At 45.8% G+C, this 20958-nt stretch carries 18 protein-coding genes; 11 read left to right on the top strand and 7 right to left on the bottom strand.

Annotated elements, in window-relative coordinates; translation table 11 throughout:
* Positions 1-391 (top strand): DUF3598 family protein (locus tag V6C93_RS02255; RefSeq protein WP_333475016.1); only part of this gene is annotated, 391 nt, incomplete at its 5' end.
* A gap of 149 nt (positions 392-540) precedes the next feature.
* On the opposite strand, the gene V6C93_RS02260 is transcribed toward V6C93_RS02255, so the two are convergent.
* The gene (locus tag V6C93_RS02260; RefSeq protein ID WP_333475017.1) at positions 541-753 is read right to left on the bottom strand and encodes a hypothetical protein; all 213 of its coding nucleotides are present in this window, start codon (positions 751-753) and stop codon (positions 541-543) included.
* Positions 754-958: 205 nt separating this feature from the next.
* On the opposite strand from V6C93_RS02260, the gene dndE reads away from it, so the two are divergent.
* From dndE to V6C93_RS02275, 3 genes are all read left to right on the top strand, one after another.
* Positions 959-1345, top strand: a complete 387-nt coding sequence (dndE, locus tag V6C93_RS02265; protein ID WP_333475018.1) for a DNA sulfur modification protein DndE — start codon at positions 959-961, stop codon at positions 1343-1345.
* Positions 1346-1437: 92 nt separating this feature from the next.
* On the top strand, positions 1438-2958 hold the full coding sequence (locus tag V6C93_RS02270) for a DNA phosphorothioation-associated putative methyltransferase (protein ID WP_333475019.1): 1521 nt from the start codon (positions 1438-1440) through the stop codon (positions 2956-2958).
* A 131-nt stretch (positions 2959-3089) separates the two neighbouring features.
* Positions 3090-3281 carry a DUF2949 domain-containing protein gene (locus tag V6C93_RS02275; protein ID WP_333475020.1) on the top strand — a complete coding sequence of 64 codons (192 nt, stop codon included), beginning with the start codon at positions 3090-3092 and terminating at the stop codon, positions 3279-3281.
* A 36-nt stretch (positions 3282-3317) separates the two neighbouring features.
* On the opposite strand, the gene V6C93_RS02280 is transcribed toward V6C93_RS02275, so the two are convergent.
* From V6C93_RS02280 to V6C93_RS02290, 3 genes are all read right to left on the bottom strand, one after another.
* Positions 3318-3614 carry a hypothetical protein gene (locus tag V6C93_RS02280; RefSeq protein ID WP_333475021.1) on the bottom strand — a complete coding sequence of 99 codons (297 nt, stop codon included), beginning with the start codon at positions 3612-3614 and terminating at the stop codon, positions 3318-3320.
* 136 nt (positions 3615-3750) lie between these two features.
* Positions 3751-5040 (bottom strand): FHA domain-containing protein, encoded by a 1290-nt coding sequence (locus V6C93_RS02285; protein ID WP_333475022.1) that lies wholly within the window; start codon positions 5038-5040, stop codon positions 3751-3753.
* Positions 5041-5639: 599 nt separating this feature from the next.
* A complete protein-coding gene (locus V6C93_RS02290; RefSeq protein ID WP_333475023.1) occupies positions 5640-6326 on the bottom strand; it encodes a DUF2062 domain-containing protein in 687 nt (228 codons plus the stop codon).
* A 569-nt stretch (positions 6327-6895) separates the two neighbouring features.
* Between V6C93_RS02290 and V6C93_RS02295 the strand changes: the two genes are divergently transcribed.
* The 4 genes from V6C93_RS02295 to rppB all read left to right on the top strand — a co-directional run bounded on the left by V6C93_RS02295 (position 6896) and on the right by rppB (position 12536).
* Complete coding sequence (locus V6C93_RS02295) at positions 6896-9895, top strand: calcium-translocating P-type ATPase, PMCA-type (protein ID WP_349262596.1); 3000 nt, start codon at positions 6896-6898, stop codon at positions 9893-9895.
* A gap of 342 nt (positions 9896-10237) precedes the next feature.
* On the top strand, positions 10238-10408 hold the full coding sequence (locus V6C93_RS02300; RefSeq protein ID WP_333475025.1) for a hypothetical protein: 171 nt from the start codon (positions 10238-10240) through the stop codon (positions 10406-10408).
* Positions 10409-10425: 17 nt separating this feature from the next.
* Positions 10426-11124 carry a two-component system response regulator RppA gene (gene rppA, locus V6C93_RS02305; RefSeq protein WP_333475026.1) on the top strand — a complete coding sequence of 233 codons (699 nt, stop codon included), beginning with the start codon at positions 10426-10428 and terminating at the stop codon, positions 11122-11124.
* Between the two features lie 26 nt (positions 11125-11150).
* Positions 11151-12536 carry a two-component system sensor histidine kinase RppB gene (gene rppB / locus V6C93_RS02310; protein ID WP_333475027.1) on the top strand — a complete coding sequence of 462 codons (1386 nt, stop codon included), beginning with the start codon at positions 11151-11153 and terminating at the stop codon, positions 12534-12536.
* A gap of 202 nt (positions 12537-12738) precedes the next feature.
* Here the strand turns inward: rppB and V6C93_RS02315 are convergent, their stop codons facing one another.
* Positions 12739-15549 carry a CHAT domain-containing protein gene (locus tag V6C93_RS02315; RefSeq protein WP_333475028.1) on the bottom strand — a complete coding sequence of 937 codons (2811 nt, stop codon included), beginning with the start codon at positions 15547-15549 and terminating at the stop codon, positions 12739-12741.
* Positions 15550-15906: 357 nt separating this feature from the next.
* On the opposite strand from V6C93_RS02315, the gene V6C93_RS02320 reads away from it, so the two are divergent.
* Positions 15907-16683, top strand: coding sequence for a DUF928 domain-containing protein (locus tag V6C93_RS02320; protein WP_333475029.1), 777 nt, complete (start codon positions 15907-15909; stop codon positions 16681-16683).
* A 381-nt stretch (positions 16684-17064) separates the two neighbouring features.
* On the opposite strand, the gene V6C93_RS02325 is transcribed toward V6C93_RS02320, so the two are convergent.
* Positions 17065-17823 carry a hypothetical protein gene (locus tag V6C93_RS02325; protein WP_333475030.1) on the bottom strand — a complete coding sequence of 253 codons (759 nt, stop codon included), beginning with the start codon at positions 17821-17823 and terminating at the stop codon, positions 17065-17067.
* A 416-nt stretch (positions 17824-18239) separates the two neighbouring features.
* On the opposite strand from V6C93_RS02325, the gene V6C93_RS02330 reads away from it, so the two are divergent.
* The gene (locus V6C93_RS02330; RefSeq protein WP_333475031.1) at positions 18240-19127 is read left to right on the top strand and encodes a phosphodiester glycosidase family protein; all 888 of its coding nucleotides are present in this window, start codon (positions 18240-18242) and stop codon (positions 19125-19127) included.
* Positions 19128-19202: 75 nt separating this feature from the next.
* Positions 19203-19652, top strand: a complete 450-nt coding sequence (locus tag V6C93_RS02335) for a hypothetical protein (protein WP_333475032.1) — start codon at positions 19203-19205, stop codon at positions 19650-19652.
* 102 nt (positions 19653-19754) lie between these two features.
* Here V6C93_RS02335 and V6C93_RS02340 read toward each other — a convergent pair whose 3' ends face one another.
* Positions 19755-20837, bottom strand: coding sequence for a class I fructose-bisphosphate aldolase (locus V6C93_RS02340; RefSeq protein WP_333475033.1), 1083 nt, complete (start codon positions 20835-20837; stop codon positions 19755-19757).
* Positions 20838-20958: the final 121 nt, after the last annotated feature.

Raw genomic sequence — 20958 nt, forward strand, 5'->3', positions numbered from 1 at the left:
TTGGCGATCGCCTGATACTTATCCCACTCACCTGGAAATTCAGCGTGAAGACAGCGATCGCGCAAAGGACAAGCCCGAAGGGCATCGCATCGTACAACAGCTCACTTTTGGAGCTGGGGCGTCAGCTCGCACTATCCGTTCTACCGCTAGAGTCAATGGCTCAATTCTCCACTTCGACCAAAGTCCCTTATCGACTCAAGTGTTGCTGCTACCTGATGGTGCCTCTTCCAACTGCCCGTTGCAAATCAAACCAGGTCACCGTTTTGTGCTAGAAGTTGGTTGGTTGCTGCAACCTGACCAGCGTCAGCGTTTGGTTCGCAGTTACAGTGACAAAGGGGAATGGGTCAGTCTTACTTTAGTCACAGAACATAGAGTATCAACAGAGCGGTAAATTCTTGCTGTTTATATACTCTACAAAGAAGAATTGGAGATTTCTGAATAGGAAAAAAAAGCAAGGACAGGGATTTTCTTCTTAATAAGCCCTGTCCTCATGAAAATATATAGATGTTCTCTATTCCCATCTCCCAAAATTATGTAGCGTTACACTTCAGGGAAAGAAGTGGGGTTTTCTTGGGTGAATGCAGAGTAGATATTTGATGCGGACAAATCCAGATTGGATTGTACTTGGGTACCACTCGTAGAACGCCAATGAGTGTATTTCGACCAGAGCAACGATACTACTTTAGGCAAACAGATGCAGACTGCCGCACTGAGCAGGGTCATTAATAAACCTTCAATCACACTTGTATTCATTGTCGCTACTCCTTGTAAAGTTGTATATAAAATTACTGCTTCCTATTTGTTAAGTATGAGGGTAAATTCCTGAAAGTGAATACCTGTAATGGTTTGAATTACTTTTGGTTTCCATAAGGTTTTTTTAAGATAAGATTTGTAACAAAAGCGAATTTATGGTTTGTTTTAGGTAGTTCTTGCTTCTTTCCTTCAACTCAAAAAACAGATGGAACCCCCCATTGATCGCATCAAACTCTCCCAATCCGCCAAAGATCAACTAACCAAACTCAAACGCCTCACTAAAATCGACCAGTGGAATATCCTCTGCCGTTGGGCATTTTGTCGTTCTCTTGCCGAACCCACGATCCCCTCGCCAGTCCCGATTATCACGGATAGTAATGTTGAAATGTCGTGGCGAGTGTTCGGTGGCGAAATGTCGGATATTCTCCTCATCGCTCTCAAGCAACGCTGCCATAACGATGGCTTTCCTCTCGACAAAGAAACCCTTGCTACTCAATTTCGCCTGCACTTGCATCGGGGTATTGGCTACTTAGCAGGCGACCCTAATATTAAGAAAATTGAAGACCTCGTTGCTATTGCCCTGCTATCTTGAAACGGTTATTGAACAAAGCGTCGGCTTAAATGATTCTTGTAGCCAAGAATTCTCTTGAGGGGGTATATTACTGAAAAGCTCTAGCTTCAGTTATGGTTGCGCCAATCCCAGAAGCCCCTGAAATCGAGCGTCACAGAGCCGCGATCGCTCGGATTGACCTCTCCAAGCCCGTGCGATTGGCAATAGAAAGCGCAATATTAACCAAAGATACCACCTTTTTCGACTACGGCTGCGGTCATGGCGGCGATATTGATCGCACCAGAAATCAAGGTTATACGAGTGTCGGCTGGGACCCTTACTACCAACCCGACAATCCCCTCATCCCATCTGAGATCGTTAATCTGGGCTACGTCATCAATGTTATTGAAGACCCAGCCGAACGTCGGGAAGCCTTACTGAAAGCCTGGGAACTCACTCAAAAAGTCCTGATTGTTGCCGCCCAAGTCTTAATTGACGACCGCGCTTCTGGTCAAATTGCCTACGGCGACGGCATCGTCACCCGCCACAATACCTTTCAGAAATACTACGAACAACAAGAACTCAAAGCCTATATCGACCAAGTTCTTAGTGTCGATGCGATTCCCGTTGCCCTAGGGATTTACTTCGTCTTCCGGGATGAAGCCCAAGCAGAAAGCTTCCGGGCATCACGTTTCCGTTCCCGCGCCACTACCCCCAGAATCCGCGCCAACATTAAGCGGTTTGAGGACTACCAGGAACTTCTCACCCCTTTAATGGACTTTGTTACTGAGCGCGGACGCCTCCCTACCAGCACTGAACTATCCAGCATTCCCGATATTCTGGCTGAATTTGCCACCTTACGCCGTGCGTTTCAAGTTATTCTGCAAGCAACTGATCAAGCTGAATGGGATGCCATTTCCGAAAAACGCCGTCAAGACATTCTGGTTTACCTAGCCCTAACACAATTCAGCCACCGTCTCAAATTTGGCAAGTTGGATAGTGTCTTGCAAAACGATATTAAAGGACTCTTCGGCAACTACAAGCAAGCCTGTGCGGCAGCTGATTTGATGCTAGTGAGTGTGGGTGACTTGCGCCTCATTGCCAACTGCTGCAAACGAAGTGCGATCGGAAAACTCCTTCCTAATGCCCTATACGTTCACGTATCGGCACTCGAAGTCCTCAATCCTCAACTAAGACTCTACGAAGGATGCGCCAGTCGCACTATTGGTCGTATGGATGGCGCTACTCTAGTTAAGTTCCATTTCAACGTGCCGAAAATTTCTTACCTGTTTTACCCCGACTTCGACACTGAACCCCATCCTACTTTGCACACCAGTATGCAGATTGACTTGCGGGATTTGCAGGTGGTTTACCGCGACTACGACACTTCTGAAAATCCTCCTATCTTGCACCGCAAAGAAACTTTTGTTACAGCGGACTATCCCCAGTATGAAAAGTTTGCCAAACTCACCCAGCAGGAAGAGAAGTGGGGACTACTGGATGAAACTAGCACAATTGGTACTCGTAAAGGTTGGCAAAGATGTCTGAAAGAACACTGCGCGGAAATTAAAGGTTATCGCGTCTATTGGCGCAAAGATGCCGATCCTTATCAGGTGAAACTCCTACTGTCTGCCAGGAAACGCAATAAAAGTTAATTGTTTTCTGCTTATGCCCCTGATTTACCTTACTGTTGGGATACTTGCTCAGATAAATCACAAAATACTCACAATTTGCCAGTAACTTGAACTTTACACCGAAAAGAAGTTACTTATGCAGGGCTTGAACAATGAATTCAAAACGGTTGCAACGATTGATTCGTTTTTTACGGGATGACTTGGCAATTCCATCCACTTCCATTGATTTGGCTGTGCGCCATCAACCCGATAGTCTAAATCTTTTTCCAATGGTGCTTTGGCAGTACGGATTGGTGACAAAAAAGCAGTTAGAGCAAATTTTCGATTGGCTAGAAACAGCTTAACGGCGTCTGTGCTTGCCTAGCAACCAGTCAACGATATCAATCGTCAATCAGTTCTAACCCGGTCTCTCTGGCAACTCGTTGCGCTAGAGATTCCCTAGCGTAGGGAAAATGGGCACTCAACCACTCGGAAAAAAACTCGGAAAAATCATCCATGACAATCTTGTCATAGTTGTTTTTGTGACGCTCTAGCCAAGACGCTGCTTTTTCGTAACCGAAGGTGCGGAGAGTATCAATGACACAAACCCTATCTATTAGGTTGCACCAGCCACTGTTGCGAACTTCAAGGAGCGCTTCCATCAAGTTGTCGGGGCATTCATCGTTAATTAATTCCATAGGATTTCACTAGAGAATTGCTATTGATTATTTTGTCTAAGTAGGTAAGCGTACAAAAACGGAGATAAATTTGTAGGCGCGGGTTTAGCGATAATGCATGACAAGAATCAGTTTCTCATGTTCAAAACCTGCCCTGCTAAGACGCTGCATCGATTGTTATTGTGCAATTGCCAACACGCTTAGTGTAACCAGGGCGTAGAGTCGTTTTCGTCCCAGCTGCTACATCCTCACCGATAATTTGACCTTGCTCTAAAGTAAAACGTAGGGCGACAGGTGGCGCATTCTGAACACTCACAATAGAAAGCGCCTCGTCGCTGCCTACTGTAATTGGTTCCTTACCAATGTTAAGGGTGCGAGTGGAGCCATCATCGTAGTCAAATACCAGCCAAGCTTTGCTAAATAAAGTATCAACTACAATCAGCATCACCCCAATGCAAAAACCGATCGCAGCACAGCCAAAGAGACGACCATAGGTATCAGACAGGGTGTAACTTAACAGGATAAAGATAATCCCTCCCAATACCCCTCCCATTGCACCGCCCAGCAATCCACGAATCCGATCTAAAGAAGGCAGTTTGCCGGAAAGTGCCATACCCAATAATCCGCCTGCTAGTCCCCAACAAATCACCCGTAGCAATTCACCCGCCCCAAATCCTACATAGATGCCTTGAGCGATCGCGCCGGAGATGGCACCTGCCACCGCAGCAAACAACGCTACTTCTCTAATTGCCTTAAAGACTTGCACACGGCGATTGATGTAATATTGATAGCCGATCGCGATCGCTATAGCAATTCCCGCACTGATCAGGGCAAACCAAGCGCCAGTAGAAACCAGAGTGGCGATCAAAGAGCTAGAAGGACTCGAATCCCACAATAATTCTCCCACTAGGCTGATTAACCAGCCCCCCACCGCCCCACTCAATCCCAGCTGTACCGCTTTTCTGCTGGCTAGGACATTTCTCGTTAACGTGAAGCCACCGGGTTTTGAGTTATTTTGTATCGTACTATTATTGTGGCTCTGACTCGCTGTTGGTGTTGGGCTGTTGGTAGTGACAGTTGTACCATTGCTGCCAATTGCAGTTGGGGGGAGTGAGGATAACTCAAATTGAAAGGACAGCCCGTTAACTCCCAAGGTAATGCGATCGCCTGTTTCGAGTTTCAAGCATCCCTGCAAGCGCTTGCCATTAATATAAGTGCCGTTAGCACTCCCCAAATCGCAAACCTCATAGTGGTTGGGTTGAGCACCAGCTCGAATTGAGGCATGTCGCCTGGAAACGATACCTGCTGTCACCTCATCCAGCACTATCTGACAACTTGGATCGCGTCCAATTACTACGTCTTGGGTAGAGGATAACAGGTAGGGTTGTGCAGTTGCAGTAGATGGCAGTGGTTTGAGGTATGCCCTGTTGAGAGAATTGGTAGTCATGGGTTTATCAGGTTTTAGTTAAACGTCATTCATTCAACAATTCAAGGACACGCATTTTTTGCATCGTACCTGACAGGTAGTGCATCTTGGTTTAGGCTTCAGATTGCGTTAAGGTTATTTCGCACACTAGGGACAATAACTGCTACTTTTCTATCTAAAGATATACGGCGTTATACCAATTTGATTAAATAGTGCTAGATTTCTACCCCCCTAACCCCCCTTATAAAGGGGGGAACAAGAAAAGATGCGATCGCACCACAGCCCATCAGGGACTTATACCATTTGGTATTATAAATGTCACGTTTGTAGGGGCGAGTTTAGTGATCAGGCTTGTCAATAGCCCGTTTCTTGCGTTCAAAACCCGCCCTACCCATGTTGTGTTTATTTTCACCCACCTACTTAATACCAATTGGGTTTAACTTGGACATAATTTAATCTGTGGGCAGGGGGGATTTTGTATAGAGATTAAGACTTCTTGCAGAGCATTCTTTTTCATCAAAATTGTGGGGCAGGCGGGACGCCTACCCCACAAGAAAAAATGCCTCTTGTTGGGATGGCCCTTATAGCCTGTCCTAGAAGGAAGCACGCAAAAGGTCTAATCAGTACTGTTCAGGATAGCGCTGATGCAGATGTTCCATCCGCTTGCGCCGATGGCGCTGCTGGTGGGAGGCACGGACTCGGTGAATGAGCCGCAAGCCGAGGAAATAACTAATAATGGCGCAGACTAACCCGACAACCACACAGCCGACAAATAGAGGCCAGATAATTTCTATCCCTAACTCCTTAATATCCTCCCAAGATCGCCAATTTATCTCAGCTGGAGTATGGTCGTTTAGCAGCCATTTCCCTATGTAGAAATTAAAAGCATAAATGGGTACAGAAGTAAAAGGATTACTAATCCAAGGCCCAACTAACGCTAAAATTTTATTGCCCCGAAACAGAAAGGCTAGCAAAACGGCTAGAAGTGTCTGGGAACCAAAGAAGGGAAACAAACCAGCAAATACCCCACAGGCTAAACCCCGTGCCAGTGCTTCTGGTTTTCCTCGTAAACGGACTAAACGCCAATAATAGTATTGGAAACGCCGTCGCCAACTTGGCTTAGAACCCCTTGGTTTGCGATCGCCCTTTCTGCCGATGCTCCCCTTAGACCCGAAAGTACCTTTAGCCGCCTGCTTTAGGGCAGTGGGCTGCCGATGAGCGCAATCGCTAAGAGAGTCGGCTTTGGCTACTGAGGGTGAACGCGGCGGATGACGTTGTTGAGATTTTTTAGACTTCTTGGCAAACAAAGCAGTAATCCTCCACCATTGCACTATTACTCTGCATTCCACACCCCAGATCGGGAGGTCATTAAATGGAAGTTACTTTTCTAATTTAGATCGACCCTCAAGCCGAGCCTTCATGCTCATGGATGATAAAAAGCGGTTAAGCTATTAATCTAGCAACTTCAACTCAGCGATCGAGTAATCACGGCGGAAAACTTAGGTCTCTGATTGTACAGCCTAACAATTAGTTCCTGAGAAAGGTTTAAAATAGACATCTCTCTATGGGGTAACTGGCAATTCTCAATAGACAGCTGCTTATTACCTTTTAAAGGGTGTACCCTAGACCATCAGCTTCTGCGACATTTTTGGTCTGGCTAGTTATAGCAGACACGAGCAGAGTTGAACTCAAATTTTCAAGTGAACCGAGGATAAAAAACGGGACTTTGCCGCCAGAATTAGGCAGTCTGTTCATTTGACAGTACTATTAGAGATCCAGATGATTAATTGGGTTTGGATTTGACTAGGTAGCTGATTCCTATTCCCTAAGTATGGAGCGGTGTCAGCCTCCAACCCTGCAATTCAATGAAATGAATATGGTTAGTCGCAACGTCAGCGATCGCACTATATCCCCTACCACAAGCGATCGCACCCTGCCCTATTCAGGACTGACCTCCCCTGAGGTCAAGGTCAACCGCCAAAAGTACGGTGCTAACGTTCTCACTCCTCCAGAACGTGACCCGTGGTGGAAATTGTTCTTGGGAAAATTTGAAGACCCAGTCATCCGTATCTTGATGATTGCTGCTGTGATTGCCATCAGTGTAGGAATTGTTGAGGACGAATACATCGAGGGCTTGGGGATTATAGCTGCCATCTTACTGGCGACAACACTTGCCTTCATTAATGAATATAAAGCGAGTCAAGAATTTGAAATTTTGAACCAAGTTTATGATGAAGTCCCAGCCAAGGTCATTCGAGACGGTCACTTTACCAGTATTCCTCGCAAAGACTTGGTGGTCGGCGACATTGTTTATATTGAACAGGGTGAAGAAGTCCCAGCGGACGGAGAGGTTTTAGAAGAAGTCTCTCTCTATCTCGATCAGTCCAAAATTACGGGAGAATCAGAACCCGTTAAGAAGTACGCCCAGGCAAATGCAGAGGCATATAGTAGTGCAGAGGCGACCTACCCAGCTTATAAGGTCTATCGCGGTACGATTGTTGAGCAGGGAGAAGGATTATTTGAGCTGACTGCCGTTGGCGACCAAACTGAAATTGGGAAAGTGGCGACAGCAGTGGCAACGGTGGAATCCGGGGAAAAAACACCGCTCAATGTCCAACTCGAACGACTTAGTAAACTAATTGGTGTAGTAGGTCTTTCCTTTTCAGGTTTAATATTCGTTGCGCTAGTTGTGCGTGGCTTTGCAACTGGGGAGTTAAGTCTCACATTCCAACAGGCATATTTTGCCGGACTGCTGATTATAAGTGTACTCGTGGCGCTTGTTCGAGTTTGGCTCCCTGTAATCTACGATGGCTTTGAACTTGCTGGCACTGAGGTTGAACCCCCCCATTGGCTAGAGAGCGATCGCTTGGTGGAATGGATTAAAACGGGTATTCTCGCGTTAGGGTTTTTGGCGCTGGGAATTGCTATGGGCTATGCGTTGGGACTCCTGCCACCCTCCGGACAGAGCTGGTTACCAAACAGTGTAGCTAGGGCATTGCTCAATTATTTTATGGTTGCGGTCACCATTATTGTTGTGGCAGTCCCTGAAGGCTTGGCGATGAGCGTAACGCTCTCCCTAGCTTACAGTATGCGAAAAATGGCAGCGTCCCATAATCTCGTGCGGCGAATGCACGCCTGTGAGACGATTGGAGCCGCGACAGTTATTTGTTCGGATAAAACAGGCACGCTTACCCAAAACCAAATGCGGGTGCAAGAGGTCAACTTTCCTTGCCTGAATTCCCAGCAACCCGATGTTCAGTGGGCTCAATCATTAATTGCTGAAGCGATCGCAGCCAATAGCACAGCGGATTTAGAGAAAAAGCCACTCTGTTCACCTGTTGCGATCGGGAATGCAACGGAGGGAGCTTTACTTTTATGGCTCGATAATCAAAATATTGATTACATTCCTTATCGGAATAACTTTCAGTCTAAATTTCGATTTTCCTTCTCAGCTCAGAAAAAATACATGAGGACGTTGGGAACATCATCGGTAACCAGCGGAGATGTTCTCTACATTAAAGGTGCACCAGAGGTTATTTTAGAACACTGCTCACAAATTCTCACTGAAGAGGGTAAGACCCGACTCACTGATCACACGGCTATTCTTGCTAGCCTGAAAGCTTACCAACAGCGTGGAATGCGAACTCTGGGGTTTGCTTATCAAGATATTTCCCAGGAGGCAACCGAGATAGAACTTGATGAGATTGACCATTCTTTAACTTGGTTAGGATTTGTTGCCATTTCTGACCCCTTGCGTTCAGACGTGCCTGACGCTATTTGTGCCTGTCTAGATGCAGGAATTCAGGTCAAAGTTGTGACGGGAGATAGCCCAGAAACGGTTCTGGAAATTGTGCGTCAGATTGGTCTTTGGCAAGAGGGTGATAGCAACCCTAGCCGTTATCTGCATCTGACAGGTCAACAATTTAACCAATTGAGTGATGAGGAAGCCAAACTTGCTGTCAAAGAGTTGAAAGTTCTTTCTAGAGCTTGTCCCCTGGATAAGTTTCGCTTGGTGAAACTATTACAAGAAAATGGCCACATTGTTGGCGTTACCGGGGACGGAACAAATGATGCAGCTGCACTGAAGCAAGCTCATGTTGGCTTAGCAATGGGAAGTGGCACGGCGATCACCAAAGAAGCTAGTGATATTATCCTGCTCGATGATTCTTTCCGCAGCATTGTCAATGCGATTGTTTGGGGTCGATCTCTGTATGAGAATATTCAGCGATTTATTCTTTTTCAATTAACGATTAATGTTGCAGCCTTGGGAATTGCTTTATTGGGGCCATTTCTGGGAGTAGCACTTCCTTTGACTGTCACTCAAATGCTCTGGGTGAATTTAATTATGGATACGTTTGCCGCTTTAGCATTAGCGACAGAACCCCCGCACTGGAGTGTCATGGAGCGTTATCCCCGTGACCCAGAAGCCTTTATCGTTTCCAAATCAATGGCGAAGAACATTTTGATTACAGGCTTGGGGTTTTTGATTTTTCTGGTTGGCTTTTTACTTTATATTCGTAGAGATGAAGGTCTAACCCCTTATGAACTTTCTGTCTTTTTTGCTGTCTTTGTTATGTTCCAGTTTTGGAATTTATTTAATGCTCGATGCTTGGGTTTAAAGCAGTCTGCTTTTGCCCACCTTTCTAAAAACAAAGGATTTATCATCATCGGTGCGACAATCTTTTTCGGTCAAATCCTGATTATTCAGTTTGGTGGCAGTGTCTTTAGAACGGTACCCTTGCCTTGGAACGACTGGATCGGCATTATTGGAGGAACCTCTGTCGTTCTCTGGATTGGGGAAGTATCGCGATTGATTATACGGTTGCGATCGAACAATAATCGGGGTAAACCTGAGCCCATTTCCGTCAACTCTTGAAGGATGACTCATTACTAATTCCGGCAATTGAGCTGCAAAGGAGACAAGCAGCAAGTTTGGTTCGCTAGAAATTATAGCATTTTTGGTTACTCTGCCCCCTAGAAAAAACCGAGACAATAGTACTCGGATAATTTCGTGTATTTTCCTCTCATTGAAAAATTTTAATCTTTATCAAATCAATAAAAAATACTAGCTAGAGAGAGCAGTAAATTAAATATAATTTTATATTCTACGATTAGACTAGGAAGAGAAAGGTTAATTATTTTTGTATTTTTTAGGGGAAATTACGTAATTTAAATATTTCAAAACGGACTTTATTTCATTATTTGAAGAAGGAGAAGCATGATGAAGAGGCTAATAGAAGCAGTGATTATAACTATCGCTTTAGCAATAGCCGCCGATCCAGCATTGCTCACCACAGGTGCTACACTTTTTCAGGTATCTGGTCAATCGGTTGAAATGAACTCAGGGAATATAGCCCTTGGCACCGCCCAAATACCAACTGACCACTAGAGAGAAGGTGTGTTTCCATGCGGGTATTGCTGGTTGAAGATGAGCCAGATCTGGGAGCTGCAATTAAGCGGGCTTTGTATCAATCAGGCTATATCGTTGACTGGGTTCTGAGTGGAACAGAGGCTTGGGAGCAGTTAGAAAACCAGTGGACACAATACACCTTAGCTATCTTCGATTGGCTCCTGCCTGGATTGTCAGGAATCGAGCTGTTAAAGCGTTTGAGAGGTCAAAAGCGCCCTTTACCTGTGCTGATGCTAACGGCAAAAGACAGCATGGAGGATAAGGTAACGGGTTTAGATGCAGGTGCCGATGACTATTTAGTCAAACCCTTTGGTATGCCGGAACTATTGGCACGGGTTCGAGCCTTGCAAAGGCGACAGCCTCAGTTACAATCACAGCAGCTACAAGTCGGCAATCTCACATTGGATTACAGTACCTACTCAGTTTGGCGAATTGACCAAGCAGGTGAACAACAGGTGATTCCGATGACAGCTAAGGAATTTCAGCTTTTAGAGTATTTCATGAGGCATCCCAACCAAATTATTACCCGCGATCAGCTTCTAGATCAGCTTTGGGAATTGGGTAGCGAACCCCTGAGTCATGTAGTGGCAGCACAAATACGACTTTTGCGGCGCAAGCTGGCAATTCCAGGATTTGAGGATTTAATTGAAACAGTCTATGGCTTGGGTTATCGGTTTAACCCGACTAAAGTCTGAGGCGACAGAGGCAGACTTTGCAAACAATGAATCAAAATAGACTGTTTCGGCTAACTCGCTGGCGATTAGCAAGTGGGTATGCTGGGGTGATGGGGGTGATTCTGGGTTTGTCTGGATTAGGGGTTTACGAAGCGATCGCACATGCTCATTGGATGACGATTGACCGAGAATTAGACACTGTGGCTGGAACGCTGCATGACAGCCTTGAACCCGTTCTCAAACAGCCTGGACGCCTAGAACCCGGAATAAAACACTTGTTGCCCGATGTGTGTGCAGTGGGAAGCAACTGCTCTAATGTCACAAACTCTCAACGTCATACAGTTGGGGCTATCCACCAAGGCCAATATTATATGCGCTTATTGGATCGCTCCGGACAGTTGGTAGCTTTAGCGGGGCTGCAACCGGAACAATTGCCCATCACTTCTAACCAACAAGAATGGCAAAACCTTACGGATGCTGCTGGAATTCGCTACCGCCAAATTACATTTATCCTCCACACCCAGGATTATCGAGTTTGGGGTTACATCCAAGTTGGGCGAAGTTTGCAAGACTTTGAAAAGTATCTCGCCGCCGTAAAATGGATTTTATTTGTGGGGCTACCGCTGGCAATGCTTCTGGTAGCAGGTTCTAGCTGGTGGCTAGCAGGGCTGGCGATACAGCCGATTTACCGCTCTTATCAACAAATTCAACAGTTTACCGCCGACGCGGCTCACGAGTTGAGAACCCCTTTGGCAGCGATTCGAGCAACGGTTGAATCAACGTTAATGTTGCCGACTATGAGTGAGCAGGAAGCACGAGACACCTTACAAACCACACGGCGTCAGAGTCAGCGACTGCAAGAACTTGCCGAGGATTTACTTATGCTGTGCCGCATCGATCAGCAATTGAGAGGCATCCGCCAACCCCTAATCCGGGGAGATTGTGTGAATATCAACGATTTGGTAAGTGATGTGGCAGAGGAACTATCCGCCTTAGCCTTCGCGGCGGATGTGTTGCTGACGAGCCAGATTCGGGTATCTGAACCGTTGGAGGTAACAGGCGATGCGGAGCAACTCTATCGCCTGGTTTCCAATTTAGTCGTCAATGCCATTCGATACACTCCTTGTGAGGGTGAAGTGACACTAATTTTGGATTGCTGTTCCCATTACGCCGTGATTTACGTCCAAGATACGGGGATTGGGATTGCACCGGAGGAGCAGACGCGGATTTTTGACCGATTTTACCGCGTAAGTAGCGATCGCTCTTTAACAACTGGTGGTTCGGGCTTGGGATTGCCTATTGCCAATGCGATCGCACAAGCTCATCACGGTAGCATCAGCGTGCAAAGCGAGTTAGGGAAAGGCAGCACGTTTACCATTAAACTGCCTCTGCGGGGAATTGGTACAACCGATAATCTCTTATCAATCCTCTAATCAGAAGTTCCCCGCGACGCGGGGAACTTCTGATTAGGAGCAACTAGAGCGGAGAGTAATGACCCGACTCGGCCATATCTGACTTTTTGTGGTTGCATTCAGAGAACCAATCCTTGGCTCAACACAAGGCTGAAATCTTGATCTGACAAGCATTCCAATTCCTACTTTGCGGCTGGTGTCAGCTTTGCTATATTTGCGCCTATTACATCCAATTGCCAATCAAAATGAAGGGTGCCCAATAGTAAGGATGAGCAAAACTAGGAGCAGTACTATTGGTTAAAGCAGTTTGCGAAGCCTGTCTTGGTCTAATCTCCAGGCTTGCCCTAGAGTCTGCACTCTCAGCTCTTGGCACACTACCCCTTAACAGAAAAAGTTGGGCTTGCCGTAGGGCTGAGGCTTTCGTTATTGGTGCAGTGGAGCTTCCTTTTGCCAAGTTGCCGTAGAAGTTTTGCATCAGTCGGCTCGTGCTTTCATCATTAACTTGCCACAGGGAAGCCATAACCGCCTTAGCCCCAGCATTGAGAAAGTAGTAACTGATACCTGAAATCTCGGTGCCATCCTGTCCCGGGCCACCGAGTGCTGTCTCGCAAGCTGACAGTACCACTAAGTGAACCTGACGCAAATCTTGCAAGGTAGCAATCGTTGGAATAGCTAATTCCTTACCCGTACCTAACAGAAGATAGGAAGCATCTGGGTTACCAGGCACGAATTTTCCATGAGTGGCAATATGCAACAGTTGGTGACCCACGAGATGATCGCGTAGCGCCCGAAAGTCGAAAGCACTGTTAAGAAACTCTAAACCGGGATAAATTCCTTGCGTATCGTTCGGCTTTTTCCGCACAATGGCATCTAATTCAGCAGGTACATTGGGCAGAGGATTAAAGCCAGCGACGCCGTTAGACAAACCCAGTGCCAAAACAGAGGTATTTTGATTACTAAGGCGATCGCGCAGATCCGTCAGGTCAGCTGAAAGCACTGTGGAAATGGCATAGTTCTCAATCAGATAGTTTTTTCCATCAAATAAAGCACTCATGGGAATGTAGCGCGTGGCTCGATCCAATGAGAAAACCAAGTTTTGAATTTTATTGGCTTTTAGTTCCACTTCGAGGGGCAAAATAAGCCAATCGTAAAGTTGCTTACCCGTCGCCTTCACAGCGGCAAGATCAGAATTAGAGTCTTGCAGTAATTGGCGGAACTTCAAGACAGTCTCCGCCAGATGGCGTTCTCCTACGTTGTTAACTTTAAAACTGTTGACAATGCCGCCCTTAGATGCCCACAACAGCCAGATTTTGTCTTCTAGCACCAAAGGATAAATCAGTACAGTGTGCGGTTGGACTTCAACAATTTCTTGGGTTTTGCTCAGTTTTTTAGGGTCAAAAAAAGCATCATCTTCAGCGCGGCGAGTGCGAATTTCTTGTTCTAGCTGCCTCACGGTTTGGTTGTAGCGCTGCGTTAAGGCATCACGCTGATCTAACAGCCGCGAGAGAGCCTCACATTGAGTCTGCTGGCACGTTTCTAGCTGCTGCCCAAACCTAATCAGAGTGCCATACTCTTTAACAATTTGTTTTTCAGTTGGATTTAAGGCAATTCCAGTCGTCTGAACCCCTGCCCGAGTATCTTTGGTGAAGTTGCGAATCTCCTGTATCTTCAACAGTTCCAATACCTGCTGTGCCTCTAAAACCCGCCCTTGCGATAGTAAAAGGGTGGCTAGCGAGCGATAGGTATAGGCTACCGTTTTTGTATACGACTCCTGTTGTTCACGCGGCAGCACTCGTATATCTTGTCGAATTGCCTCAGCGAGGTTGACAAATTGTTTGTAAAAAATGATAGCTAACTCGGGCTGCTTTTGTTTTTCTAACAAGGCACCGATATTAGTAAGAGTAATTCCCTCCGTGGCATGAACCTTTAGCTCTCGGTTAATGGCTAAGGCTTGTTGATAAAATTCCAACGCTTGGGGATACTGACCGATATTGTAGTAAGCTAATCCGATGTTATTCAGAGTTGTTCCTTCCTCAGCCCGAAGGTGGGATTCTCGGAAAATGGGTAAGGCTTGCTGATAGAATTCTAGTGCTTTTGTAGTCTGACTGAGACCGTCATAAACTAACCCAATGTTGTTGAGAGTCGCTCCCTCTTCAGCGCGAACTCCCGTTTCTCTGTGGATGGCTAAGGCTTGCTTAAAGAATTGTAGGGATTCGAGATACTGACTTAAGCCTTGGGAATTTTGACCCAGATAATAATAAGCTAACCCAATGTTGTTGAGAACCTTCGCCTCTTCAGCTCGATTTCTGAATTCTCTGAAAATGGATAAAGCTTGCTGATGAAATTCCAGCGCCTTGGCATACTGTCCCAAATCGACGTATACTAACCCAATGTTATCCAGGGTCGTTCCAACATCTACCTTGTTGCCAATTTCTCTGTGGATGGCTAAGGCTTGCTCAAACAACTCCATCGCCCTAGAATACTGACCCAAATTACTGTAAACCTCTCCAAGGTTGTTGAAAGTTTTCCCAACCCCTACGCGATCGCCAACTTCTTGATGAATCAAAAGAGCCTGCTGCAAAACGTCCAGCGCTTTGGAATATAGACTCAGACCGTTGTAAACTTTCCCAAGATTGTCGAGATTTTTTCCTTCTCCAGACCGATCTTTCACTTCTTTAGAGATTGCCAAAGCTTGTTGCAAACTTTCCAAGGCTTTGGCATCTTGGCTCCAACCGATGTAGACTTCTCCAAGGGAATTGAGGGCTGCTGCTTCGCCTGCCCGATCGCACAGTTCTCTGTAAATCGCTAAAGCTTGCTGGACTTTCTCTAACGCGGCTTGGAATTGAGATTTATCCAGCTGCCGTTTTCCCTCTTGTAGCAGTTGCCAAGCATCAGCTTTTCGCTCACTCCTCGTTTGCGCCCATGCTAAAGTGCTTGATTTTCCTAGGTTAGTTCCATTCAGGAGTATAGGAGAAGCTAAACAGAGGAAAAGTATAGCCGTTATGAAGGTTTTGAACATCTTCGGTTGAGGCATGGAAACAATCCTCACGTTCGCCCCTGCATGTCTAATTCTAAGTCAGTTTGCCTAGGGCAGAACTGATGTGCTAATTCTACAGACGGTTAGGAGCATAGCATCAAAACATGCAGGGGGTCTAATTTCTCAACGGTGAAGACTGACGTACTCTATAAATAGACTGTATTATGCATTAACTTTCATTACCTCTTGAAGCGTGGTTTTTGCCAACAAAATATAAGAGAGCTTGTTTGAAAATCCTTCCTTAAAATTTTTCAAAAACTGTAGCACTTCATGCTAAATTTATGATTCATACTTTTGCTGTTCAGTCAAGGCGTAAGTTCTAGTCTATTCCTTTGACTAGGAGAATGTTTAAGCATGGCTTGTCAGAAGAATCTGTTGTATTTGGTCGTTGTTGGTGTCGCCCTAAGTCTAGAACTTGTGAGTGTCTCTCTTGCTGTACCACAGCTTAGATCTCAGTCTCCAGAAGTCAGTGGTGTTACCTTGGTGTCAAAGAAGCCTAGAAGGAGATTGAGATTTAAAATCCCAGGGATACGGGCGTCGATGGGGCGAGGGATGCATGGGCGGCAGTGGTGTATCAAGGGCAATAAGCCTTTAACGGCTTTGATCCCCAACAATAATGTGGCAACAACAGTTTCCGCCAATCCTACTTTATTTTGGTATGTTCCGCAAACTGAAGCTAAGTCCGCAGAATTTGTGATCTTTGACCCGGATCGGGATCGGGAAGTTTACAAAACCACCTTGGCTTTAGAGGAGATACCCGGTGTTGTGAAACTGAGTCTCCCGAAGGCTGTATCTTTGGAAACTGGCAAAGAATATGTGTGGCAGTTGGCGCTAATTTGTAATCCGGAAAAGCCTGAGGAGCAGGATTATCTTCGGGGGATGATTGAGCGTACACAACTCAGTTCAGATCAAAAGACTAAGCTAGCTGATGCAATAGAACCCCTCAAGCAGGCAGAGGTGTATGCTGGGGCTGGAATTTGGCTAGAAACGTTGATTGTTCTTTCTCAATTGCGCCATGAGCGTCCGAACGATTCTAACGTTAATGACGCCTGGAAAGAACTGTTAGAGTCAGTTGAGCTAGAAGCGATCGCCACAGAGCCTTTGATTGAGTGTTGTAGAGTTGCTCACTGATTGGACTTTGGACAAACAAAGACATAAAATATGTTAAATTAAATTACTTTCCGACTCTGAATAAAAGTCTGCCAAAAGTGCTTCCACAGGTTCACAACACAACTGATCCTTAGTCTCTAGCAATAAGCCGATTAGTTTAATGAAGTACTTTTAGCCCACGAAAAATTCTCACTAGAGAGCCGGTCAGTAGAAGAGGTTGACAAATCAACCTGAACATGAATCAAGCAAGAGAGAGGAAGAAGTTGTTGACACAGCTAGCTGAGATGTGAGGCAATTGGAGCATCTAAGCCCGACAAGTATTCTTGTCGAGGAAATCGCCTAAGAACACTTCAAACCCTTACACTGACATGGACATGATCAGAGCATGTCCTACCAAAATATTTAATTCCATAGGAATTTGGCAGAGGCATCATTACTCATATTGAGACGGCGTTCTTGCTCTAATTGCCTTTGCAACTTTGACAACTGCTCACGCAAGTCTGATACCTGATGAAGCAGTTCTATTTCTTTGCTGTTTGTCTGAGTATCAAAACGATTTGTCTCCAATTTTTTCGGTGTATAGCCACTTGGCATGACCAATTCTTCTCTCACCTCGTAGCGTCCTGATACTCTATCATTCAATCCACCAAATGGATCGGTAGAGTCAGCTGGCATAAGCATATTTTTCAGTTGATTGAAAGCTTGCTCTTTCTCCCAACATGCACCTAAAAACTCTACTTCTCCATTCAGGTGAGTAAAAAAAATACACCACTGACGAACAGAATTTGTTTCTATTATTTTGGGACTTGATTCTAATTGATAGCTATAAGCTTCATCAGTGTTTTGGATTTGAGGCTTCCCTTCCCAAGGAGCCATATTGCTAGCACTGAGTTTTTTAGCGGTATCTAGCAAATTATCTAGAGTTAAGTTTTCACTAGCCCCTAACTCAGCACACCTTTCTTGGCCTTTGAAGCGGCGATAGGCTACCCAAAATATTTCTTCCCCTCGATGCTCCTTACAAGCAGTAAAAGACCCCCAAAACGATTCATACCTGAAGCTTCTGTTCTGCGCAAGCCAGTTTAGCCAGCTTCCAGTACCCATTTTGATATAGCTTCCATCAACTCGGTCGTAGTAAACAAGTGGGGCTATAGTGCGAGCCATAATTCACTCTCCCAAAAATTAAACTTTCCAAAAAATCCGGTGAGTGACGCTCGACTTGCTGAAGTTATCCACAATTTTATGGACAGAATTTCCACTTTACATACAAGGAGCGTAAACCTATTTTTAGCCAATTTATGAGAGTGGCATTAGGGCATGATTATTAATGAGTTCAGCCCTTACCAAGAAGTATTAAAGTCTATCAGCTAAGGATAATTAACTACGAATAGACCAGATTTATAACTGTCACCTGTTAGTGAACAATTTAACAATTATAGATAGGGAAGAGGCTCTGTCAAAAGGCGTACCTCTAAAGAGGTATGAGGGTTCCCCAATTCATGCTTCTGCAAGAAGTCTATTGTTAATTTGTTTACCAAATAACTTTACACTTTTCTTTATTGCGATCAGAGAGAGAGGGATTGAGAAAAATAATTTTTCTGAGCTTGATTTTAATTGGGTTGGGAGTACTGCTCTCCTTTAGACCCGATCGCAAGCCACTGTCTTTTCCCTCTTCCAGGGTTCTACCTGCTAGCAAAAAAGACTTGCAATACAAGACCCACTCAGTAAAGCAAAGCGTGGTACACACTCTGTTGATTCCAGCATCGAGTCGTTTTTTGGTGACTCCCACCCTATCCCCAGAGTTAAGCTCCTTGGAGAGTTTTGTCCAAAAACACCAAGCGATCGCAGCAATCAATGGAGGCTTTTTTGATCCAGAAAACCGAAAATCCACGTCCTATGTGATGCTGCAAGGTGTCTGGGTAGCAGACCCCAAGGACAACAAGCGTCTGATGAACAATCTCAAGCTCAGACCTTACTTGAAGAAAATTCTCAACCGGACTGAATTTCGGCGCTATCGCTGTGGTCAAACAGTTCGTTATGATATTACGCTTCACAGCGAACCTTCTCCCACTGGGTGCCAACTATTGGATGCATTAGGGGGTGGACCCCGCGTATTGCCAGAGCTTACCTCAGTTCAAGAGGGTTTTGTGGATTTCGCGAAGGGAAAAGTCATACGAGACCCCCTTGGGAGCAGCCAGCCCAATGCTCGAAGTGCGATCGGTATCACCTCTGACGGCAGTCTTTTGGTTGTCATGGTGGCTCAAAAGCCAGAGGCTCCCAGTAACTCGGGGCTGTCCTTGCCAGCGCTAGCCGACTTCATGAAAACTCAAGGTGTCGAAAAAGCCATGAATCTGGATGGGGGAAGCTCTTCTTGTTTCTATTACAAGGGCAAGACTGTTTACGGGAAAATCAATCAACAGGGAAATCAGGTTAGGCGGGAACTTTTCTCGGTCTTAGTTATTCGGTAATCAAGAAAAATTCACTTCTAACTTCAACCCGAAAAAGTACATACTGGCTTAGAGATAACACAAGGGAAATCTATCATGTTTAAAACAATCACTTTAGCTTCAGTAACCATGCTGATAGCTTTAACGCTGGGCTCATTGCCTCTTCGCGCCCAAACACCTAGTGACCCGGCACCGAACGAGCAGACACCTTCTCCTCAGACACCTTCTCCTACTGAGAGTACGACTACAACCAATCGCCAGCAGAACGCCGCAGTGCTCCTCGACCTGAATCGCGCCAAAAATTTAGCCCGACAAGCGGCGGAGAAGGCTAACGGGGGTTTAGGCAACTATCGCGCCGAACTCTCGATGCACGGGCCGGCTTCTAAGTCTACCTATGTAGACAATGGGAATGGCAGTTGGACATTCACCTTCAAAGGGAACCGACCAGGGGAGACGATTCCCTCCTATGAAAGCGTAGTTACCGTTTCTACAGACGGTCAGGTAAAAATCGATTACAACGGAGCTGTTCGCACTACTAGTCCATAAAACAATACTCGCGTTTTGAGTGTTGCTCTGTTTCACCCACCAGAATTTCAGTTGGAATCCTGGTGGGAACGCAACTTTGTCATTAGCTTTCTGGTGAAGAGTTTACGCGATGGTTACTTCGCTCGATAAGTAAACATCCTGAATCGCGTGAAACAGTTTAATGCCCTCATCAAAGGGTCGCTGGAAGGTTTTGCGACCAGAGATTAAGCCAGAACCACCCGCACGTTTGTTGATCACAGCCGTGCGAATCGCTTCAGCAAAGTCGCTTTTACCGGATGCCCCACCGGAATTAATTAAACCCGCACGACCGGAGTAGCAATTAAGTACTTGGTAGCGAGTGAGGTCAATGGGGTGGTCGGTGGTCAGTTCGGAATAGACGCGATCGCTGGTTTTGCCGTATGATTTACCCGATGCTTGAGCAACGGCATTGTAGCCGTTGTTATTTTCTGGCAATTTCTGCTTAATAATATCGGCTTCAATGGTCACGCCCAGGTGGTTAGCTTGTCCCGTGAGGTCAGCCGCAACATGATAGTCTTTATCTTGCTTAAAAGCACTGTTGCGGAGATAGCACCAGAGGATAGTTGCCATACCCAGTTCATGGGCGCGAGCAAAGGCGCGGCTGACTTCTTGAATTTGGCGGGTGGACTGGTCGGAACCAAAGTAAATCGTGGCACCCACAGCAACTGCCCCTAAATTCCAGGCTTGCTCGACACTGGCAAACATGATCTGGTCAAATTGATTGGGGTAGGTGAGCAGTTCGTTGTGATTAATTTTCACAATGAAGGGAATGCGGTGAGCATACTTGCGAGATACTATGCCCAAAACGCCCAATGTGGTAGCCACGGCATTACAACCACCTTCCAGGGCAAGTTTAATGATGTTTTCTGGGTCGAAATACATTGGGTTGGGGGCAAAGGAAGCACCGGCGGAGTGTTCGATGCCTTGGTCTACAGGCAGGATGGAGAGATAACCCGTGTTGGCAAGGCGTCCATGCGAGTACAGTTGTTGGAGACTGCGCAGGACTTGAGGGTTGCGATCGCTTTGTGCAAAAATGCGATCAACTGAATCCGGGCCAGGTAGATGTAACAGCTGTTGGGAAACTTTAGCTTGGTAGGTGAGCAAATCTTCAGCTTCTCCGCCTAGCCAAGATTCTATAGATTGAGGTGCTGATAATGTTGCGGTCATAACAGTTTTCCTCAAGACTTTATTCTATGTAGAGGTTCTTTAATTTTGGCAGTGCTTGCCATTAGAAATGTCTGTACAACGGTAGACTCTTTCATGATCAAGCAGTACTTGATAGTTGGTG

It is taken from the genome of Allocoleopsis sp., assembly GCF_036703385.1.
Classification (GTDB): domain Bacteria; phylum Cyanobacteriota; class Cyanobacteriia; order Cyanobacteriales; family Coleofasciculaceae; genus Allocoleopsis.